At 49.1% G+C, this 20,048-nt stretch carries 12 protein-coding genes, 5 tRNA genes and 2 pseudogenes; 18 read left to right on the top strand and 1 reads right to left on the bottom strand.

The genetic code is table 11. The features are described 5' to 3' along the window. Window positions 1–69 precede the first annotated feature (69 nt). Entirely contained in the window at window positions 70–2,592 is a 2,523-nt protein-coding gene (locus ABV298_RS15705; protein ID WP_353723008.1) for a glycosyl hydrolase, read from the top strand. Between the two features lie 4 nt (window positions 2,593–2,596). Here ABV298_RS15705 and murI read toward each other — a convergent pair whose 3' ends face one another. Beyond that, window positions 2,597–3,406: a glutamate racemase gene (gene murI, locus ABV298_RS15710; RefSeq protein WP_353723009.1), complete on the bottom strand. Its 810-nt coding sequence runs from the start codon at window positions 3,404–3,406 to the stop codon at window positions 2,597–2,599. Between the two features lie 120 nt (window positions 3,407–3,526). Here murI and ABV298_RS15715 point away from each other — a divergent pair, with 120 nt between their 5' ends. The 17 genes and pseudogenes from ABV298_RS15715 to rpoC all read left to right on the top strand — a co-directional run bounded on the left by ABV298_RS15715 (window position 3,527) and on the right by rpoC (window position 20,027). Beyond that, window positions 3,527–4,099, top strand: a complete 573-nt coding sequence (locus ABV298_RS15715) for an RNA polymerase sigma factor (protein WP_353723010.1) — start codon at window positions 3,527–3,529, stop codon at window positions 4,097–4,099. After that, window positions 4,096–4,989 carry a hypothetical protein gene (locus ABV298_RS15720; protein WP_353723011.1) on the top strand — a complete coding sequence of 298 codons (894 nt, stop codon included), beginning with the start codon at window positions 4,096–4,098 and terminating at the stop codon, window positions 4,987–4,989. The genes ABV298_RS15715 and ABV298_RS15720 overlap by 4 nt, the downstream gene beginning before the upstream one ends. Window positions 4,990–5,000: 11 nt before the next feature. Next, window positions 5,001–6,119, top strand: a complete 1,119-nt coding sequence (locus tag ABV298_RS15725; protein ID WP_353723012.1) for a hypothetical protein — start codon at window positions 5,001–5,003, stop codon at window positions 6,117–6,119. 164 nt (window positions 6,120–6,283) lie between these two features. Next, window positions 6,284–6,366, top strand: a tRNA-Tyr gene (locus ABV298_RS15730). 63 nt (window positions 6,367–6,429) lie between these two features. After that, window positions 6,430–6,505, top strand: a tRNA-Gly gene (locus tag ABV298_RS15735). 189 nt (window positions 6,506–6,694) lie between these two features. Beyond that, a tRNA-Thr gene (locus tag ABV298_RS15740) sits at window positions 6,695–6,782 on the top strand. 33 nt (window positions 6,783–6,815) lie between these two features. Beyond that, window positions 6,816–6,887 (top strand) — tRNA-Thr (locus ABV298_RS15745). A gap of 164 nt (window positions 6,888–7,051) precedes the next feature. Further along, a complete protein-coding gene (gene tuf / locus ABV298_RS15750; protein WP_353723013.1) occupies window positions 7,052–8,239 on the top strand; it encodes an elongation factor Tu in 1,188 nt (395 codons plus the stop codon). Between the two features lie 104 nt (window positions 8,240–8,343). Continuing rightward, window positions 8,344–8,414, top strand: a tRNA-Trp gene (locus ABV298_RS15755). 19 nt (window positions 8,415–8,433) lie between these two features. Next, on the top strand, window positions 8,434–8,625 hold the full coding sequence (gene secE / locus ABV298_RS15760) for a preprotein translocase subunit SecE (protein ID WP_138368217.1): 192 nt from the start codon (window positions 8,434–8,436) through the stop codon (window positions 8,623–8,625). Between the two features lie 33 nt (window positions 8,626–8,658). Continuing rightward, on the top strand, window positions 8,659–9,213 hold the full coding sequence (gene nusG / locus ABV298_RS15765; protein ID WP_353723014.1) for a transcription termination/antitermination protein NusG: 555 nt from the start codon (window positions 8,659–8,661) through the stop codon (window positions 9,211–9,213). Between the two features lie 75 nt (window positions 9,214–9,288). Then, the gene (gene rplK / locus ABV298_RS15770) at window positions 9,289–9,738 is read left to right on the top strand and encodes a 50S ribosomal protein L11 (protein WP_015812907.1); all 450 of its coding nucleotides are present in this window, start codon (window positions 9,289–9,291) and stop codon (window positions 9,736–9,738) included. A gap of 36 nt (window positions 9,739–9,774) precedes the next feature. Further along, window positions 9,775–10,474: pseudogene (rplA, locus tag ABV298_RS15775) on the top strand (50S ribosomal protein L1). Window position 10,475: 1 nt separating this feature from the next. After that, window positions 10,476–11,006 (top strand): 50S ribosomal protein L10, encoded by a 531-nt coding sequence (gene rplJ / locus ABV298_RS15780; protein ID WP_353723015.1) that lies wholly within the window; start codon window positions 10,476–10,478, stop codon window positions 11,004–11,006. 89 nt (window positions 11,007–11,095) lie between these two features. Next, window positions 11,096–11,482, top strand: a complete 387-nt coding sequence (gene rplL, locus ABV298_RS15785) for a 50S ribosomal protein L7/L12 (protein WP_353723016.1) — start codon at window positions 11,096–11,098, stop codon at window positions 11,480–11,482. Between the two features lie 278 nt (window positions 11,483–11,760). Continuing rightward, complete coding sequence (rpoB, locus tag ABV298_RS15790) at window positions 11,761–15,627, top strand: DNA-directed RNA polymerase subunit beta (protein ID WP_353723017.1); 3,867 nt, start codon at window positions 11,761–11,763, stop codon at window positions 15,625–15,627. A 76-nt stretch (window positions 15,628–15,703) separates the two neighbouring features. Next, window positions 15,704–20,027, top strand: a pseudogene (gene rpoC / locus ABV298_RS15795) (DNA-directed RNA polymerase subunit beta'). Window positions 20,028–20,048 lie beyond the last annotated feature (21 nt).

Raw genomic sequence — 20,048 nt, forward strand, 5'->3', positions numbered from 1 at the left:
GATAAAATAATGCGTTGCGATGGCGTAGATAATGCATTGTGTGCCTTTTGAGAAAAACACAATCCTGTTATGCGCCGGCTCATTATCTGTCTTGCCCTTCTTTTAGTCCAATTTGCAAATGCCTATGCGCAAGCAGTGTCCACGGCCAGGCCCTGGACTTACTGGTGGTGGATGGGCAGCGCCGTCAACAAAGCCGACATTACCGCCCAACTTGAATATTTCAGTAAATCGGGCGTCGGAGGGGTACATATTATTCCCATTTATGGCGTGAAAGGTTATGAGAATGCAAACATCGCATTTCTTAGCCATCAATGGCTGGAAGTGATGCAGCATACCATTCGGGAGGGTAAGCGCCTTGGACTGGGTGTTGATATGACCACAGGCACCGGCTGGCCCTTCGGCGGGCCGAACGTGACGCCCGCGATTGCGGCGCAAAGCATGACAATTTCAGCGGGAAAGCCTTCCGTGAAGCCCACCGGACAGAAAGTAAAACGCGCTGCACCCGGAGGGGAAGGATTGGTACTCGATCCATTCAATGCAAGCGGAATGTCGCAATATCTCTCGCGGTTTGATTCAGCGTTGGCTCAATTGCCGGAAAAACCAAGATCCATGTACAACGATTCTTATGAAGCCTACGGCGCGAACTGGACGGCGGATTTTGCAGAGCAGTTCCAGGCACGCAGGAAATACGATTTGTTAAGCAAACTCACATTACTCAATGACTCGACCGGAAACCCGGAAGCCACATTGGTCAAAATCGATTATCATCAGACGCTTTCCGAAATGCTTTTGGAAAGATACGCAAAGCCCTGGACCGCCTGGAGCCGCTGGCACGGTTTCAAAACCCGCTACCAGGCACATGGCTCGCCGGGTAACCTGCTTGATCTCTACGAAGCCGCCGACATTCCCGAAACGGAATCGTTCGGGACGAGCCGTTTCAGCATTCCCGGTTTGCGCGTTGATCCGGATTATTCGATTGAACAATTCGGGACGCCCAACCCGCTCGCGATGAAATTTGCATCTTCCGCGGCGCATTTGTCGGGTAAGAAACTGGTGAGTTCGGAAACCGGCACCTGGTTGGCGAATCATTTCAAGGTCTCACTTTCGCAGGTGAAGCCGCAGATCGATGAACTTTTTACGGCCGGTATCAACCACATTTTTTACCACGGTTCCACCTATTCTCCCGAAAAGGAGGGTTTCCCCGGCTGGCTATTCTACGCATCGACCAATTTTGGCAAAACGTCCCATTTCTCGGAGCATTTTCCATTGTTGAACGAATATGTGGAGTGGTGTCAGAAATTATTGCAAGACAGCAAGCCGGATAACGACGTGCTCGTATATTTCCCGATCCATGATTTGTGGGCTACGAAAGCCAGGTCTGGCGGAGGGGTGCATTTACTGGAAGTTCACCATGTCGATCGCTGGTTGCTGGATTTGCCGTTTGGGAAATTGTCGGAAAGGCTTTGGAAAGAAGGATACGCATTCGATTTTGTGTCGGATTTGCAGTTGAAGAAATTTACGGTGGATGCAAATGGTGTTTTGAGTTCAGGAAATGCTACTTACAAGACTTTGCTCGTCCCGTCAGCAACCTATTTGTCCGAAGAAACTTTGAAAGAGTTGGAACGCTTGGCTAATGGCGGCGCGAAGATCGTTTTTGATAACAAGTTACCTGCTGCGGTGACTGGCTACGCAAACCATGATGGGCGTCAACAGGCATTTATCGAGGCTGTAACACAAATTTCGAAGCTGAAAAACGTGAAAGTTTCGACGGATCTTCATGCAGACCTTGCCGCGAATGGAGTTGTGCGGGAGCAACTGACTGGGAAAGGCCTGACTTTTATTCGCAAGAAACAAGGGGAAGGGTTACCGCTTTATTTCGTGACGAACCTTGGCAATACATTCTCCGAGGGCTGGGTAAGAATCGGAAAAGGGGGCCAATTCTTCAAGTCAGATCCGCTCAACAAGGTGTCGATGCCTAAAACGCGCGGCAAAAAAGGAAGCGAAGAGATTTTCCTCCGGCTCCTCCCGGGAGAATCGTGTTTTTTGACGATATCTGCGGATGGTCATGACGCGCCGGTAATAGGCAGCTCGGGCAAGCATTTCGATATTAAAGGCAAATGGGAACTCGTATTTTTAAATGGTAAACCCAGGTTACCTGCACCCGCACAACTAACGGAACTGACCTCCTGGACGATGTTACCGGATTCCGCCGACTATTTCTCAGGCAAAGCGCGCTACCGCATTACTTTCGATGTGCAAGGCCCGCTTGCAACTTATGCAAATGCAGCGTTGGATTTGGGAGATGTGCGCGAGGTTGCGAGCGTGAAGCTGAACGGGAAGGATTTGGGCGTAGCTTGGCATATACCATTTATGCTTCCGATAGGAAATGCATTGAAATCAAAAGGCAATATCCTCGAAATCGAAGTAACCAACCTCTCCGCCAATTACATGCGCCTGCGCGATCAGCAGCAGCCCGACTGGAAGAAATTTTACGATATCAACATCGTGGACATTACCTATAAAAAATTCGATGCTACCCGATGGAAGCCGATGCCATCAGGGCTGCTCGGGCCGGTGAAGCTGGTTTACTGATGCATCACTCCCACAATGGGTAGTGTTCCAGCTGAATTTGCCGTCCGAAGAATATTTTTGTGGATTGCTCGAACGACAGCGTATAATCCGAAACATAGAATTGCCGCTTGCCTTCGCCCTTTTCATTAATCAGGTAATGCTGTTCGAGCCACGCTTTCAGCGAGCGCGCGACGATTTCAGAAGTGTCCAGCGTCTCCACCGTTTCGCCGTAAAATTTACGGATCTGGCTTTTGATCAATGGATAATGCGTGCAGCCGAGTATCAATGCCTCGATACCACTCAATGCAGGATCGGACAGGTAATTGGCGATTACGCTTTCACTGATGTTGTTGTCAAAAAAACCTTCCTCGATCATCGGCGCCAGCAATGGTGTAGCCAGCGATTTCAGGTGAATGTTCCTGTCCAAAGCGTCGACTTTCTTTTTGTAAACATTGGAAAGGACTGTTTGCTTGGTACCGATCAAGCCGATCGTTTTTCCCTCATAGTGTTCCTTCACGTAATCCACCACCGGATCGATCACATTCAAAACTTTTGCTTTGCTTCCTACGTACTCGCGTACGAGCTCATAAGCGGCCGCGGACGCAGAGTTGCAGGCGATAAGGATCAGTTTGCAGTTCTGCTGTAAAAGCATATTGCAGATTTTGATCGAATAGGCCTGAATGGCTGCCGTGGATTTGTCGCCGTAGGGTAAATGCGCCGTGTCGCCGAAATAGATCGTGTTTTCCTGGGGGAGTAATCCGGTAACGGCGCTGGCGACGGTCATACCGCCGATTCCGCTATCAAAAATTCCGATGGGCGCAGAGGAGTCGAGCATTTGTGAAATGGTCAGAAAGTGATATTCGCATCAAAGCTAAAAAAATATCAAAAAACTTTTCCCGCACGTGCAACCTCACGCGGAGGAATGCGCATCTTGCTGTCGAAACCACCGATTAGAATGGGTCGAATTTTAGCACTATTTAGCCAGGAAGCGCAGCTCGTCAAAGCCCTCAGGAAGGAAGATCCAAAGGCGCAGCGGCAGCTTTACGATAAATACAGTCGCCGGATGCTGGCGTTGTGCTTCCGGTATGTGTGCGACGAAATGGCGGCCGAAGATGTAATGGTGGAAGGATTTTTAAAGGTTTTTGAAAAAATAAACCAGTTCAGCGGTGAAGGGAATTTCGAGGGATGGATCAGAAGGATTATGGTGAATGAGGCGCTGGGTTATCTGCGGAAGCAAAAGCGCATTTTGGAAGACAACCTTTCCGACGAAGCCAATAATATTCCGGATTACATCCATGCCGACCAGAATCTGGAGACCGAAGAGCTCATGACCCTGATCGAAGCATTGCCGGTCGGTTACCGGACGGTTTTTAACCTGTACGCGATCGAAGGCTACGCTCACATTGAAATCGCTCAGATGCTGGGTATCACTGAAAGTACATCGAAATCACAATTGCACCGCGCCCGGGCATTGTTGCAGAAAATGGTCGCGGAATGGCAGCATGATTATAAAAAAAGTAGACTATGAAAAAGCATCCTGTTGATGATCTTTTCAAGCGCAAACTCGAAGGGTTGGAGCGAATGCCTTCGGAAAATGCGTGGCTGAGAATTCAGGAAAAGCAATCGGCGAGTGGTCGCACGGCCCGACAACGTCCGGTTGTGTGGGGATGGTTTGCGGCGGCCGGTGTGGCGGCTGCGGTGATGGGTGGGTACCTGGTTTGGCAGAATCAGCAGGGCGCTTCACCGGAGGCCATTCAGCCGCAAAAGACGATTGCGGCAAATCAACCTGCCCGGATTGATTCAGCAGTTGCTCCGGTCGATAATGCAAAACAGTCCGTCGAACAATTAGCAGTAGTTGAAAAACTAGATAATGGTCCGACAGGACATGCAGCGACTGGCCTGGCTTCAAAAGTATCCGAAATTCGGAAAGCGCAAGTCATACAATCGCAGGTTGTTCAGGCTAAAATTGCCCGGTATCAAAAGGCCCTGCCACGAACAGCGCCCGCAGAGACAATGCGGCAAGAGCCTGCTCAGGACGCACCGGCATTGGCCATTATAGAAAAGCCGGCGGTTTCTGCCAATGCAATCCAGCCAGTAAATATCCCTGTTGCGCAGGAAGTAAAGATTTTGCCCGATGAGCCAGCTGTTAGTCGGGTGAACAAACCGGAGCCGGAACCGACAAGAACGATTGTCGTGGCCGTGGAGACCGGTACTGATGAAGTGGAAGACAAACCGCGTAATACCCGTTTGGCGAGGGTTTTCCGCCAGCTCAAAAATGCGAGGGCAGGTGAAAAAGTCGACTGGGACGAGGTAGGCTTCAATCCCAAAAACCTTGTGGCACGTGTGGACGATCGCCTGCGTGGCAAGGATGGAAAAAGTTCAGAAAGAGATCACCCTAAAGAGAAGACAAAACTGTAATCTATTGTGCCATGAAAAGTAAAATATATGCAATGGCAATGCTGGTACTGTCGATTGCCGTTGGCGCACGCGCCGGTTCATTGAAATCGGATGAATTTTCACGGTCCGGCGACCTGGAAAAGGACTCGATCATCGTAACGTTCGGGGACAAAACGAGGCTGATCATCTACGGCGAGAACCGTCAGGAGCTGGACAAGATCATGAAGTATGATTTGAATGCATTGCTGAGAGACCTGAAAGTGAGATTGGATAGCACCCGGGCCGACACGACGTTTTTGCGGGAGGAATTCGATGGCAATAAATACCTGAAAAATCCGGGCGATCCGGCCGAAAAGGATTATGTCAGGATCGGGCTTCGTGGTATCCATATCAAGGACGGCGACACGCGGGTTTCGATCGACGGAAGGGGCGTAGAAGTGAAGGAAGGGGACGAAGTGGTGGCCTCCGACTCGGCCTATCGCCGTATTGGCAAGCGATTTCACAGGAGGTCATGGGGTGGTTCGAGCCCGCGAAAGGGATTCAACGTCGCATTGGGGCTCAATACTTACGGCACCAATGAAACTACCGCCGGTTTCGACAAGGCTCAATATGACCTCAAACCGTTCGGTTCGCGTTATGTGAGTTTAGGCTACGTCGCGAGCGCCGGTCTGATCAGGGGCGAAGGGGCCAGATTGCACATGGATTTTGGTATTGATTTCTCCTGGTACAATATGATGTATGACGGCGATAATACCATCATCAAAACAGACGACGGGGTCGAATTCCCGGACGTGAAAGACGATCAGGGCAATAACGTGGAACTCGGGAAGTCGAAGCTCGTCGTACCGTACGTTAACCTTTCGATCATGCCGACGCTGAGTTTTCCGAGATCGTTCATATCGTACATCAGTGCGGGAGTTTACGGCGGTTACCGGCTTGGAAGCTATACCAAAGTCCGACGGGTAGGAACGAAGGACGTCGACCACGACCGGCGGAATTTTTATATCGAAGATCTGCGCTACGGCCTGGCCGCCGAGATAGGTATCCGTAACTTTCCTGACTTGTTTGTGAACTACGATTTGAACAATCTTTACGAGGCTAACCGGGGCCCGTCGGTCAGGATGCTTAGTTTTGGTGTAAGATTGTTTTAGGTCCAAAAAGTGCCCGTGCGTCCTGGAATCGCAGTTTTCGGTTCCAGGGCGTATTTTTTTTCAAAAAATTTTCAAAAGAATTTGAGAATCTAAAAAATGGGTATAATTTTGCGACTCCAAATTGTGAAACAAACGGTTTTCACGCTTGTGTTGAAATGTTGTCTGGGGGTGTACCAGAGTGGCCAAATGGGGCAGACTGTAAATCTGCTGACGTATGTCTTCGGTGGTTCGAATCCATCCGCCCCCACAGTTTGAGTCTGAGAAAAAGCTTCAATTAAGACCAGTTTTTGAGGTTAAGACGAAAACAAATGCGGAAGTAGCTCAGCTGGTAGAGCGATAGCCTTCCAAGCTATAGGTCGCGAGTTCGAACCTCGTCTTCCGCTCCAATAGAAGCATCATCGAAGCGATTAGCGAAAACATTCAATAGAGACTTTTTCGCTAGTCGCTTTTTGATTCTAATAATGATTGCCTTTGTAGCTCAGGGACGGTCCGCCGCGCGGTAGAGCACTTCCTTGGTAAGGAAGAGGTCAGGATTTGGGACTAACCGGAGAAGGTAAGACAAATATGGCATTAACGCCTTTGTAGCTCAGGGGTAGAGCACTTCCTTGGTAAGGAAGAGGTCAGGGCCGGGCGGCCGGTGCCGTTCAAATCCCCTCAAAGGCTCAAAAGAGAAGTGAAACGATAATTAGGCATAACGCCTTTGTAGCTCAGGGGTAGAGCACTTCCTTGGTAAGGAAGAGGTCAGGGGTTCAAATCCCCTCAAAGGCTCAAGAAATTGGATCGTCGAGATTCAAAAGGCGGGTTCTCCTGCAATGTTTTGATCCTGGTTTGGTTAACGATTGCGGTGTTTTGATTGCAGCAGGCCAGCGAGGATCAATTAGTAGTGTATAATAAATTCGTAATAACTTTTAATTTTTAAGCGTACTTAAGTCATGGCAAAAGAGACGTTTGACCGCTCGAAACCCCACGTAAATATTGGTACTATCGGGCACGTTGACCACGGTAAAACTACCCTTACAGCGGCGATTACAACTGTGCTGGCTGAAAAAGGTTATGCACAGAAACGCGACTTCTCATCGATCGACAATGCTCCTGAAGAGAAAGAGCGTGGTATCACAATCAACACCTCTCACGTAGAATACCAAACAGCCAACCGTCACTATGCGCACGTTGACTGTCCAGGTCACGCTGACTACGTGAAGAACATGGTAACTGGTGCTGCTCAGATGGACGGCGCGATCATCGTGGTTGCCGCTACTGACGGTCCAATGCCACAAACCCGCGAGCACATCCTTTTGGCTCGTCAGGTAGGTGTACCTCAGCTGGTTGTGTTCATGAACAAAGTGGACATGGTTGATGATCCTGAGCTTCTTGAGCTTGTTGAGATGGAAATTCGCGAGCTTCTGAGCTTTTACGAATTCGATGGCGATAACATTCCTGTAATCCAGGGTTCTGCTTTGGGTGGTCTGAACGGCGATCCTAAGTGGGTTAAAACAATCGAAGACCTGATGGATGCTGTTGACAACTGGATTCCAATTCCTCCACGTATGACAGATCTTCCATTCCTGATGCCTGTTGAAGACGTATTCTCGATCACTGGTCGTGGTACTGTTGCAACTGGTCGTATCGAACGTGGTGTGATCAACTCTGGTGATCCTGTTGATATCCTTGGTATGGGTGCAGAAGGTCTCAAATCAACCGTAACCGGTGTTGAGATGTTCCGTAAAATCCTCGACCGCGGTGAAGCTGGTGACAACGTAGGTCTTCTCCTCCGTGGTATCGACAAAACCGATATCCGTCGTGGTATGGTTATCTGTAAGCCAGGTTCCGTTAAGCCTCACCAACACTTCAAAGGTGAAGTTTACGTACTGTCGAAAGAAGAAGGTGGACGTCACACTCCATTCTTTAACAAATACCGTCCTCAGTTCTACTTCCGTACCACTGACGTGACAGGTGAAATCACACTTCCTGCCGGTGTTGAAATGGTTATGCCAGGTGACAACATCACTATCGAAGTGAAGCTGATCAACAAAATCGCTATGGAAAAAGGTCTTCGTTTCGCGATCCGTGAAGGTGGACGTACCGTAGGTGCTGGTCAGGTAACTGAAATTCTTGACTAATCAAGATAGCAATATTAAAACAAGTGCATTTCTTTTGGAATGCACTTGTTTTTTTGTAAAAAAAGTCGTATCTTTGCAGCCCCGAAAGGGTGGTCGCACGATAGACGGGTGTAGTTCAAGGGTAGAATAGCGGTCTCCAAAACCGTTGATGGGAGTTCGAATCTCTCCACCCGTGCATAAATCGAAAAGGTGAAATGGAAAAATTTACTTCTTTTTTGAAAGCGTCCTGGGAGGAAATGACCCAGCATGTAACATGGCCGCCTTTCAACGAGCTGCAAGCTAACACTACCCTGGTGCTTGTAGGTTCGCTCATTTTTGCCTTTGTGGTAGGTGTGATGGATTTCGTTTTCGAAAACGCACTGAAACTGTTTTACCAGTCTTTCTAAGGCTATTTTATCAAAGATAACCCCCCGAAAGGTATGAGTAGTCTAAATTGGTTTGTATTAAGGGCAGTGTCCGGGCAAGAGAAGAAAATCAAGTCCTACATTGAAAATGAAATCACACGCCAGAAACTGAATGAATACGTTCCGCAGATCCTGATCCCTTCCGAGAAGATCTACGAAATGCGTAACGGCAAAAAGCGTGTACGGGAGAAGAACTTCTTTCCCGGCTATATTATCATTTCAGCGGATCTGTCCAAAGGGGAGGTATTGCACATTATTACAAGCATTCCCGGCGTAATCGGTTTCCTTGGTAATGCTGAAGGAAATTCCAAAGTGCCCATTCCGCTCCGTCAGTCGGAGATCAACCGGATCCTCGGTAAGGTCGACGAGGCAGAGCAGCACGAAGAAGCGCCAAGCATGTCTTTCATCAAAGGCGAGACTGTGAAAGTCGTAGATGGTCCGTTCAGCGGATTTATCGGTCTGGTGGAAGAAGTATTCGACGAGAAGAAAAAACTCAATGTAGTTGTAAAAATATTCGGGCGTAATACACCCGTTGAACTCAGTTACGCACAAGTAGAAAAGGATAGTTGAGCGAATAGCGGGCAGGTAGGCTTCCAACTGCATGTGAGCCGCTAGTCAATCGATGAACCGACAAATTCCAAAACAATGGCAAAAGAAATAGGTGGATACGTCAAACTGCAGGTGAAAGGTGGCCAAGCCAACCCATCACCTCCGATTGGTCCTGCACTAGGATCGAAGGGTTTGAATATCATGGAGTTTTGCAAGCAATTCAATGGCCGTACCCAGGATAAAATGGGTGTGGTATTGCCGGTAGTTATTACATACTACAAAGACAAGTCTTTCGACTTCGTCATCAAAACCCCCCCGGCCGCTATTCTTCTTCTGGAAGCCTCAAAAGTAAAGACAGGTTCGGCTCAGCCCAACCGTGTGAAGGTAGGATCAGTTTCATGGGATCAGGTTAAAACGATCGCTGAAACTAAAATGCCCGACCTGAACTGCTTCACCGTAGAGTCTGCTATGAAAATGATTGCGGGAACGGCTCGTAGTATGGGTATCACCGTGGCTGGCAAGGCCCCATGGGAAGAAAACAACTGAGCGTAGGTTAATCGTTACGCCAAAGAAACAAAGAACATGGGAAAATTGACCAAAAAGCAAAAAGAAGCTCTTTCAAAATACGACGCAACCCAGGCTTATACCCTGGAACAAGCTGCGGATGTTCTGAAGACGATTTCCTATACCAAATTTGATGCTTCCGTGGATATCGACGTTCGTTTGGGCGTTGATCCCCGTAAAGCGGATCAGATGGTGCGTGGCGTGGTAACATTGCCGCACGGAACCGGAAAAGAAGTTCGCGTATTGGTGTTGTGTACTCCCGACAAGGAGGCAGAAGCGAAAGAGGCAGGAGCAGATTACGTTGGTCTTGACGAGTATATCACAAAAATCGAGCAAGGCTGGACTGATATCGACGTGATTATTACAATGCCGAGTGTAATGGCAAAAGTAGGTAGGCTTGGTAAAGTATTGGGTCCTCGCGGTCTGATGCCAAACCCTAAGTCTGGAACTGTAACTCCCGAAGTAGGCAAAGCTGTGAAGGAAGTGAAAGCGGGGAAAATCGACTTCAAAGTTGACAAAACCGGTATTATTCACACCAGCATCGGAAAGGTATCTTTCGGAAAAGAACAGCTTGCGCAAAACGCAACGGAGGTTATCAATACCTTGGTCCGCCTGGAAGCCTTCATCGGCCAAAGGTACTTACGTAAAAAGCATTCACTTGTCAAGCACGATGAGCCCGGGTGTTATTATTGACAAAAACACGATTCCAGGATTGTAATATGACACGGGAAGAAAAAGCAGTAATTATTGACGAGTTAAGTCAGAAATTCTCCAACACCCCATACTTCTACATTACGAGCGCGGCAGGAATGTCTGTGAGCGAGGTCGACTCTCTGAGAAGACTTTGCTTCGAGCGTGGCGTGGAGTATCGTGTTGTGAAGAATACATTGATTAAAAAAGCGCTCGAAACACTTGATACGGATTATTCTTCTTTCGACGAAGTGTTGAAAGGATTTTCCGGAGTAATGTTTCACCCGGAGTCAGGTAAAGTACCTGCACAACTGATCAAAGAATTCAAAAAGAAATCAGGTAGCGACAAGCTTAAATTCAAAGGAGCCTCTGTTGATTCATCTGTTTTCGTTGGAGAGAACCAGCTTGACGTTCTGATTTCATTGAAATCGAAACAAGAACTGATCGGCGAAGTGATCGGATTGCTGCAATCGCCTGCCAAAAATGTTATCGGCGCTCTTACAAGCGGCGGACAGAACCTGGCTGGTATTCTGAAAACTTTATCTGAAAAAGAAGACTAACTAAATAGCCAGGCTTAGCTCTCCGGGTTGATAATTAAAGGAGCCTTTTTAAATCATCTTATTGTATAATCAAAAAAATCAAAATAAAAATGGCAGATTTGAAAGCTTTCGCAGAACAGCTTGTTAACCTTACGGTTAAAGAAGTGAACGAATTGGCTGCAATTCTTAAAGACGAGTACGGTATCGAACCAGCAGCTGCTGGTGCAGTAATGGTAGCAGGCCCTGCTGCTGGTGGTGGCGCTGATGCTCCTGCTGTTGAAGAAAAAACATCTTTCGATGTAATCCTGAAATCAGCTGGTGCAGGTAAACTTGCTGTTGTGAAGCTGGTTAAAGACCTTACCGGTCTTGGCCTGAAAGAAGCGAAAGAACTCGTTGACGGTGCTCCAAAACCAGTTAAAGAAGGAGTTGCTAAAGACGAAGCTGATGCTCTGAAAAAGCAACTAGAAGAAGCTGGTGCAGAAGTTGAAGTGAAGTAATTTGCTCCACAGCATTAGAAGATAATTCTTAGGGAATAGGCCTGACGACCGTCAGGTCTTTTCCTGTTTTCTATACCAACCAAACGAAAAATGCTTTTTTATCGTTCTGGTTAGAGGTGGTAACCGGTTTACCGCCAAAATCTCCTTCCGGCTAACTTTGTCCGAAACACTTCCTTACTCGTAGAATGGAAGAACAGGGACGGTTAACCTTTTTCTACGAGGCAATAGATTAGGTTAAAACTAATTAGTTTTTCTGCTAACCCAAATCACACATAGCCTTGGCTACAATCAATTCAAAAACACCAAGAAAGAACTTCTCGAGGATTAATCAGATTATCGATTATCCGGATCTATTGGGAATCCAGGTGCAGTCGTTCCGCGATTTCTTTAGTCTGGATACATCGGTAGAAGACCGTTCCGGAGAAGGACTTTACAAAGTTTTCGCTGAAAACTTCCCCATCGCCGACTCTCGTGAGAACTTCGTTCTCGAGTTCATCGATTACCTGCTTGAGCCTCCGAAGTATTCTGTCGACGAATCCATCGATCGCGGTCTGACTTACGCAGTGCCTCTGAAGGCGAAGCTGCGTCTGATCTGTAACGACGCCGATCATGAAGAATTTGAAACCATTGAGCAGGAAGTATTCCTCGGAAACATTCCTTACATGACCGAACGCGGTTCGTTCGTGATCAATGGTGCTGAGCGCGTAATCGTTTCTCAGCTTCACCGTTCACCGGGCGTGTTCTTCTCCATGAGCAAGCACACCAACGGTTCCAAGTTATATTCCGCGCGGATTATTCCATTCAAGGGATCATGGATCGAATTCTCTACGGACGTGAACAACGTGATGTACGCGTACATCGACCGTAAGAAGAAGTTCCCGGTAACCACCCTTTTGAGAGCGATCGGTTTCGGATCTGATAAGGATATCCTCGACCTGTTCGGCCTTTCGGAGGAAATCAGCGCAACACCTGCTAACCTGAAAAAGGCAGTAGGGCGCCGGTTGGCGGCGAGGGTTCTCCGTACATGGACCGAGGACTTCGTGGATGAGGATACCGGCGAGGTAGTTTCTATCCAGCGTAACGAAGTGTTGCTGGAACGGGATTCTACCATTTCCGCGGATGATATCGATGTGATCCTGGAATCAGGCCAGAAGTCGATCATCCTGCACAAAGAGGACATGAACGTAGCGGATTATAACATCATTTATAACACGCTTCAAAAAGATAGCTCAAACTCCGACAAAGAGGCCGTAGAGCAAATTTACCGCCAGTTGCGTAACGCGGAAGCACCGGACGAGCAAACTGCACGCGACGTGATCCAGAGCTTGTTCTTCTCGGATAAGCGCTACGATCTGGGTGACGTAGGCCGTTACCGTATCAACAAGAAACTGGGATCAGATACCAGCCTCGACGTTCGTGTTCTGACCACCGGGGATATTGTTTCGATTGTGAAATACCTGATCGGCCTGATCAATGCGAAAGCGGTAGTCGATGATATCGACCACTTGTCGAACCGTCGTGTACGTACCGTGGGCGAGCAGCTTTACGCACAGTTCGGCGTGGGGCTCGCACGTATGGCACGTACCATCAAGGAGCGTATGAACGTACGCGACAACGAAGATTTCAAACCGGTTGACCTGATCAATGCCCGTACATTGTCATCTGTGATCAACTCGTTCTTCGGTACCAACCAGCTGTCTCAGTTTATGGACCAAACCAACCCGCTGGCCGAGATTACCCACAAACGCCGTATGTCGGCGCTTGGGCCGGGTGGTCTTTCCCGCGAGCGCGCAGGTTTCGAGGTCCGTGACGTTCACTACACCCACTATGGACGTCTTTGTACCATTGAAACTCCGGAAGGTCCGAACATCGGTTTGATCTCGTCACTTTGCGTATTCGCGAAAGTGAATGGCATGGGCTTCATCGAAACGCCTTACCGGGTGATCGACAGCTCCGGTAAGCTGACCGACGAGCTGATTTACATGACAGCGGAAGAAGAAGATTCCAAATACATCGCGCAGGCGAACGCCTCCGTAGATGCGGAAGGAAACTTTACTGTTGATAAAATCAAAACACGTTTCGAAGGTGACTTCCCGATGGTGGATCCTTCGCAAGCGTCATACATGGACGTTGCTGCCAACCAGATCGTATCCGTTGCGGCTTCGCTGATTCCGTTCCTTGAACACGATGATGCGAACCGTGCCTTGATGGGATCTAACATGCAGCGCCAGGGGGTACCGTTGTTGCGCCCGCAGGCGCCTATCGTGGGAACTGGTCTGGAACGTCGCGTGGCAATGGACTCGCGGGCGTTGGTCGTAGCGGAAGGCGATGGAGAAATCGAATTTGTTGATTCGAAGAAAATCGTTGTGAAGTACGACAGAACCGATGAGGAACGTCTCGTAAGCTTTATCGACGACAGCGTAACCTACAATCTGGTGAAATTCCGTCGTACCAACCAGGATACCTGCCTGAACCTCCAGCCAATGGTGTTGAAAGGTCAGAAAGTGAAAAAAGGCGAGCCGCTTTGCCAGGGTTATGGCACAGAAGGTGGTGAACTGGCATTGGGCCGTAACCTTTTGGTTGCGTTCATGCCTTGGCAGGGATACAACTTCGAGGATGCGATCGTAATCTCCGAGAAAGTAGTACGCGACGATATCTTTACTTCGATTCACATCGAAGAATTCGAACTCGAAGTGCGTGATACCAAACGCGGAGAAGAAGAATTGACGGCTGAAATTCCGAACGTGAGCGAGGAAACCGTTAAGAACCTCGACGAAAATGGTATCGTACAAGTAGGTACCGAAGTAAAAGAAGGCGATATTCTGATCGGTAAGATCACTCCAAAAGGAGAATCTGATCCTACTCCAGAGGAAAAACTCCTTCGCGCGATCTTCGGCGACAAGGCTGGCGATGTGAAGGATGCTTCCAAAAAAGCGCCACCATCGATGAAAGGTGTGGTAATCGATACCAAACTTTTTTCCCGCCCAACCAAAGAAGAACGTGCAAAACATAAAGACGAGCTGCGTCTGTTGATGAAAAAATACAGCCGTGACCTGACTGCATTGCGCGGACGCGTGATCGACAAACTGGTGACGCTCACAGACGGCAAAACCAGCTCAGGTGTGAAGCACAAATTCGGTGACGAGCTGATCAGCAAAGGAATGAAGTTCAACGTGAGAAATATCTCCGAGAACCTCTTCCCTGCCAACAACCCGTATCGCGACGAAAGCCAGTACGCGGTGCCTGAAGAGGTGAACCTCATCGGGGATGTGCTGACCGACTCCTGGACCGACGATCCGGACACGAACCGTCAGATTTCGCTTGTATTGAAAAACTACCTGAATGCCCGCAGTGAAGTAATGGGCCGCTTCAAACGCGATCGTTTCGCATTGGAAGTAGGTGACGAATTGCCGGCAGGTATCGTGAAACTGGCCAAAGTTTACATCGCTAAGAAGCGCAAGCTGAAAGTAGGTGATAAGATGGCGGGTCGCCACGGTAACAAAGGGGTAGTTGCCCGTATCGTACGTGACGAAGACATGCCATTCCTGGAAGATGGAACGCCGGTGGATATCGTATTGAACCCGCTGGGTGTACCTTCCCGTATGAACATCGGTCAGATTTACGAAACAATCCTGGCGTGGGCTGGTCTGAAACTCGGCCGTCGTTATGCGACACCGATCTTCGACGGTGCGACAGAAGCGGAAGTTGCTGCCGAACTGGAAGAGGCGGGTCTGCCGGCGTGGGGACGTACTTACCTGTACAATGGTTTGACTGGTGAGCAGTTCGACCAGCCGGTAACAGTCGGACTGATGTACATGATGAAATTGGGCCACTTGGTTGACGATAAAATGCACGCGCGTTCTATCGGGCCATACTCGCTCATTACCCAGCAACCATTGGGTGGTAAGGCGCAGTTTGGTGGACAGCGTTTCGGTGAGATGGAAGTGTGGGCGCTTGAAGCGTTCGGTGCATCGCACATTCTTCAGGAGATCCTTACCGTGAAATCCGATGATGTGGTGGGCCGTGCGAAAGCGTATGAAGCGATCGTGAAAGGTGAAAACCTTCCGAAACCAAATATCCCAGAGTCATTCAACGTACTCGTTCACGAGCTTCGTGGACTAGCATTGGAGATTACACTGGACTAATTTCTAGTCGTGGCGCCGAAAGGCGCCAGAAATGCAATTGAATTAGTTTCGACTAACAGACAAACGACTCTTTATTATGTCTTTCAAAAAGAATAAAAAATTAAACAGCGACTTTTCCAGAATGACGATCAGTCTGGCGTCACCGGAGTCTATCCTAGAAAGCTCCTTCGGTGAAGTAACCCAGCCTGAGACCATCAACTACCGGACCTACAAGCCGGAGATGGGCGGTCTGTTCTGCGAGCGTATTTTTGGTCCTGTCAAAGACTGGGAATGTCACTGCGGGAAATACAAGCGCATTCGCTATAAAGGAATCATCTGCGACCGTTGCGGTGTGGAGGTAACCGAGAAGAAGGTTCGCCGCGAGCGCATGGGTCATATTGAACTCGTGGTTCCTGTTGCACATATCTGGTACTTCCGCAGTTTGCCGAACAAAATCGGTTACCTGCTGGGTCTTTCTACCAAGAAACTCGACCAGATCATTTATTACGAGCGGTACGCGGTAGTTCAGCCAGGTATCAAAGAAGAGGACGGCGTTAGCTACCTCGACTTCCTGACCGAAGATGAATACCTCGATATCATCGACAAACTCCCACGCGAGAACCAGTTGCTTCCGGATACGGACCCCAACAAATTCATCGCGAAGATGGGTGCCGATGCGTTGGAAATGCTGTTGAGCCGCATTAAGCTCGACGAACTTTCTTACGAGCTCCGTCACCAGGCTGCTACCGACACTTCCCAGCAACGTAAAGCGGAAGCCTTGAAACGTCTGAAAGTGGTAGAAGCATTCCGTGATGCGAATACCCGTATCGAAAACCGCCCTGAATGGATGGTGATCAAAATGGTACCGGTTATTCCACCAGAATTGCGCCCATTGGTACCTCTGGATGGTGGCCGTTTCGCGACTTCGGATTTGAATGACCTTTACCGTCGTGTAATTATCCGTAACAACCGTCTGAAACGCCTCATCGAGATCAAAGCACCCGAGGTGATCTTGCGTAACGAAAAACGGATGTTGCAGGAAGCGGTTGACTCCCTTTTCGACAACAGCCGTAAAGTGAATGCGGTACGTTCGGAAGGTAACCGTGCTTTGAAATCACTTTCAGACATGCTGAAAGGTAAACAAGGCCGTTTCCGTCAGAACTTGCTTGGTAAGCGTGTCGACTATTCCGGTCGTTCGGTTATCGTGGTTGGTCCTGAATTGAAATTGCACGAATGCGGTCTTCCTAAGGATATGGCCGCCGAGCTTTTCAAGCCGTTCATTATCCGTAAGCTTATCGAGCGGGGTATTGTTAAGACGGTGAAATCAGCGAAGAAGATCGTAGACCGCAAGGACCCTGTGATCTGGGATATTCTCGAAAACGTACTGAAAGGTCACCCGGTATTGCTTAACCGTGCTCCGACACTTCACCGTTTGGGTATCCAGGCATTCCAGCCTAAACTGATCGAAGGTAAGGCGATCCAGCTTCACCCGTTGGTGTGTACGGCATTCAACGCCGACTTTGACGGTGACCAGATGGCGGTACACGTACCACTGGGCCAGGAAGCTGTATTGGAGGCGTCGATGCTGATGCTTTCTTCGCATAACATTCTCAACCCTGCCAATGGTGCGCCGATCACGGTACCATCTCAGGACATGGTTTTGGGTCTGTATTATGTGACCAAAGGCCGCGTAAGTACGCCTGAATATCCGATCCAGGGCGAAGGCAAGATCTTCTACGGTCCGGATGAAGTAATCATCGCGATTAACGAAGGCAAGCTTTCGAAACATGCCAATATCAAATGCCGTCTGCGCGTGCGCAACGACGACGGTACATTCGAAACCAAGCTGGTTGATACCGTAGCAGGACGTATCCTGTTCAACCAGGCCGTTCCTGAGGAAGTAGGTTATATCAATGAATTGTTGACTAAAAAGAAACTTCAGCAGATCATCGGTTTGGTATTCAAACAGGCTGGTGTGGCCCGTACCGCTCAATTCCTCGACGAAATCAAAGAACTTGGTTTCCAAATGGCCTTCAAAGGCGGTTTGTCGATGGGATTGGACGATGTAATGGTTCCAAGTGAAAAAGAAAAACTCATCGAGCAGGCGAAAGGCGATGTTGAAAACGTCTGGAACAACTACCTGATGGGTCTGATCACCGAAAACGAACGTTACAACCAGGTGATCGATATCTGGACGCGCGTTAACTCACGCATTACAGAAACGTTGATGAAGCAGCTGGAAACAGATAAAGGCGGATTCAACTCAATCTATATGATGATGCACTCCGGAGCCCGCGGTTCACGCGAGCAAATCCGTCAGTTGGGTGGTATGAGGGGGGCTTATGGCCAAGCCTCAGAAAAACATCGCTGGTGGTGCGGGTGAAATCATCGAGAACCCGATCCTTTCCAACTTTAAGGAAGGTCTCGACGTTCTGGAATACTTTATCTCTACCCACGGTGCACGTAAAGGTCTCGCCGATACAGCGTTGAAAACTGCGGATGCGGGTTACCTGACCCGTCGTTTGCACGACGTTGCACAAGATGTGGTGGTAGTAGAAGAAGACTGCGGCTCGCTACGTGGTATTGCGATCTCGGCGTTGAAAGACAATGAGGATATCGTTGAACCATTGTCGGAGCGTATTCTCGGACGTGTAAGCGTTCACGATGTGTTCGATCCATTGACCAATGAGTTGATCCTCTCGGCCGGTGAAGAAATCACCGAGGAAATCGCAGGTAAAATCGATGAAACAAGTATCGAAACAGTTGAAATCCGTTCGGTGCTGACTTGCGAAACCCGTGACGGTGTTTGTGCGAAGTGCTACGGACGCAGCCTGGCGTCTGCCCAGATGGTGAATATCGGTGAGGCGGTAGGTGTAATCGCTTCCCAGTCGATCGGTGAGCCGGGTACACAGCTGACACTCCGTACATTCCACGTGGGTGGTACGGCTTCCAACATCTCCGTTGAGGCCAATATCAAAGCGAAATTCGACGGTTTGATCCAGTTCGAAGATCTTCGTCTCGTACAATCCGTGAACTCGGAAGGCGACGAAGTAACCGTAGTAATGGGTCGTTCGGGTGAGGTGAAAATCGTTCACCCTGAAACAAAACAACTGCTGATCTCGAACAACGTACCTTACGGTGCGCATTTGCAAGTGAAAGAAGGCGATACTGTATTCAAAGGACAGGAACTTTGTACCTGGGACCCTTACCACGCGGTAATCCTTTCAGAATTTACAGGAACTGTTTCCTTCGACGCGATCGAAGAAGGCATCACATTCCGTGAAGAATTTGACGAACAAACAGGCTTCCAGGAGTCGGTGATCATCGAAACACGCGACAAAACCAAAAACCCGGCGATCGTGGTGAAAGGGAAGTCTACCTTGTTGAAAGATCAGACTGAAAAAGGCTATAACCTTCCTGTTGGAGCGCGCCTGGTTGTGAAAGCCGGTGCGAGCATCAAGGCTGGTCAGCCGCTGGCGAAAATCCCGCGCGTTGTTGGTAAAACACGCGATATCACGGGAGGTCTGCCACGTGTGACCGAATTGTTCGAAGCACGTAACCCGTCCAACCCTGCAACGGTTTCCGAGATCGACGGTGTGGTATCTTACGGCGGCGTAAAACGCGGTAACCGTGAAATCCATATCGAATCGAAAGACGGAACACAACGCCGTTACATGGTACCTCTTTCGAAACACATCCTCGTTCAGGATGGTGACTTCGTAAGAGCCGGTGACCCGCTTTCCGACGGTGCGATCACGCCTGCTGACATCCTTTCTATCAAAGGGCCAACCGCGGTTCAGGAGTACCTGGTGAACGAGATTCAGGAAGTATACCGCCTGCAAGGTGTGAAGATCAACGATAAGCATATCGAATGTATCGTGCGCCAGATGATGCAGAAAGTAGAGATCCTCGATGCCGGTGACACCAACTTCCTGGAAATGCAGGCAGTCGACCGCGTGGTATTCCGCGAGGAAAACGACAAAATCCTGGATATGAAAGTAGTTGAGGATGCTGGTAGCTCCGAAACATTGAAGCCGGGGATGATCATTTCGGTACGCCGCCTGCGCGATGAGAATTCGAGCCTGAAACGTCGTGACCTGAAACTGGTTACCGCCCGTGATGCACAGCCCGCGGTGGCAAGACCAACCCTGATGGGTATCACACAGGCTTCTTTGGGTACCGAGAGCTTCGTTTCCGCAGCATCGTTCCAGGAAACTACCAAAGTGTTGAGCGAAGCGGCTGTTCGTGGAAAACGCGACGAGCTGAAAGGCTTGAAGGAGAACGTGATCGTAGGTCACCTGATCCCGGCCGGTACGGGTATGCGCCAGTACGAAAACCTGATCGTCGGATCGAAAGAAGAATTCGATGCGCTGTCAGATTCCCGCGAGAGACAATCACGCAAGAAAAAAGAGTTGGCGTAACCCGACTGACTATAAGTAATC

Origin of the sequence: Dyadobacter sp. 676 (assembly GCF_040448675.1) — a bacterium.
Classification (GTDB): Bacteria; Bacteroidota; Bacteroidia; order Cytophagales; family Spirosomataceae; genus Dyadobacter.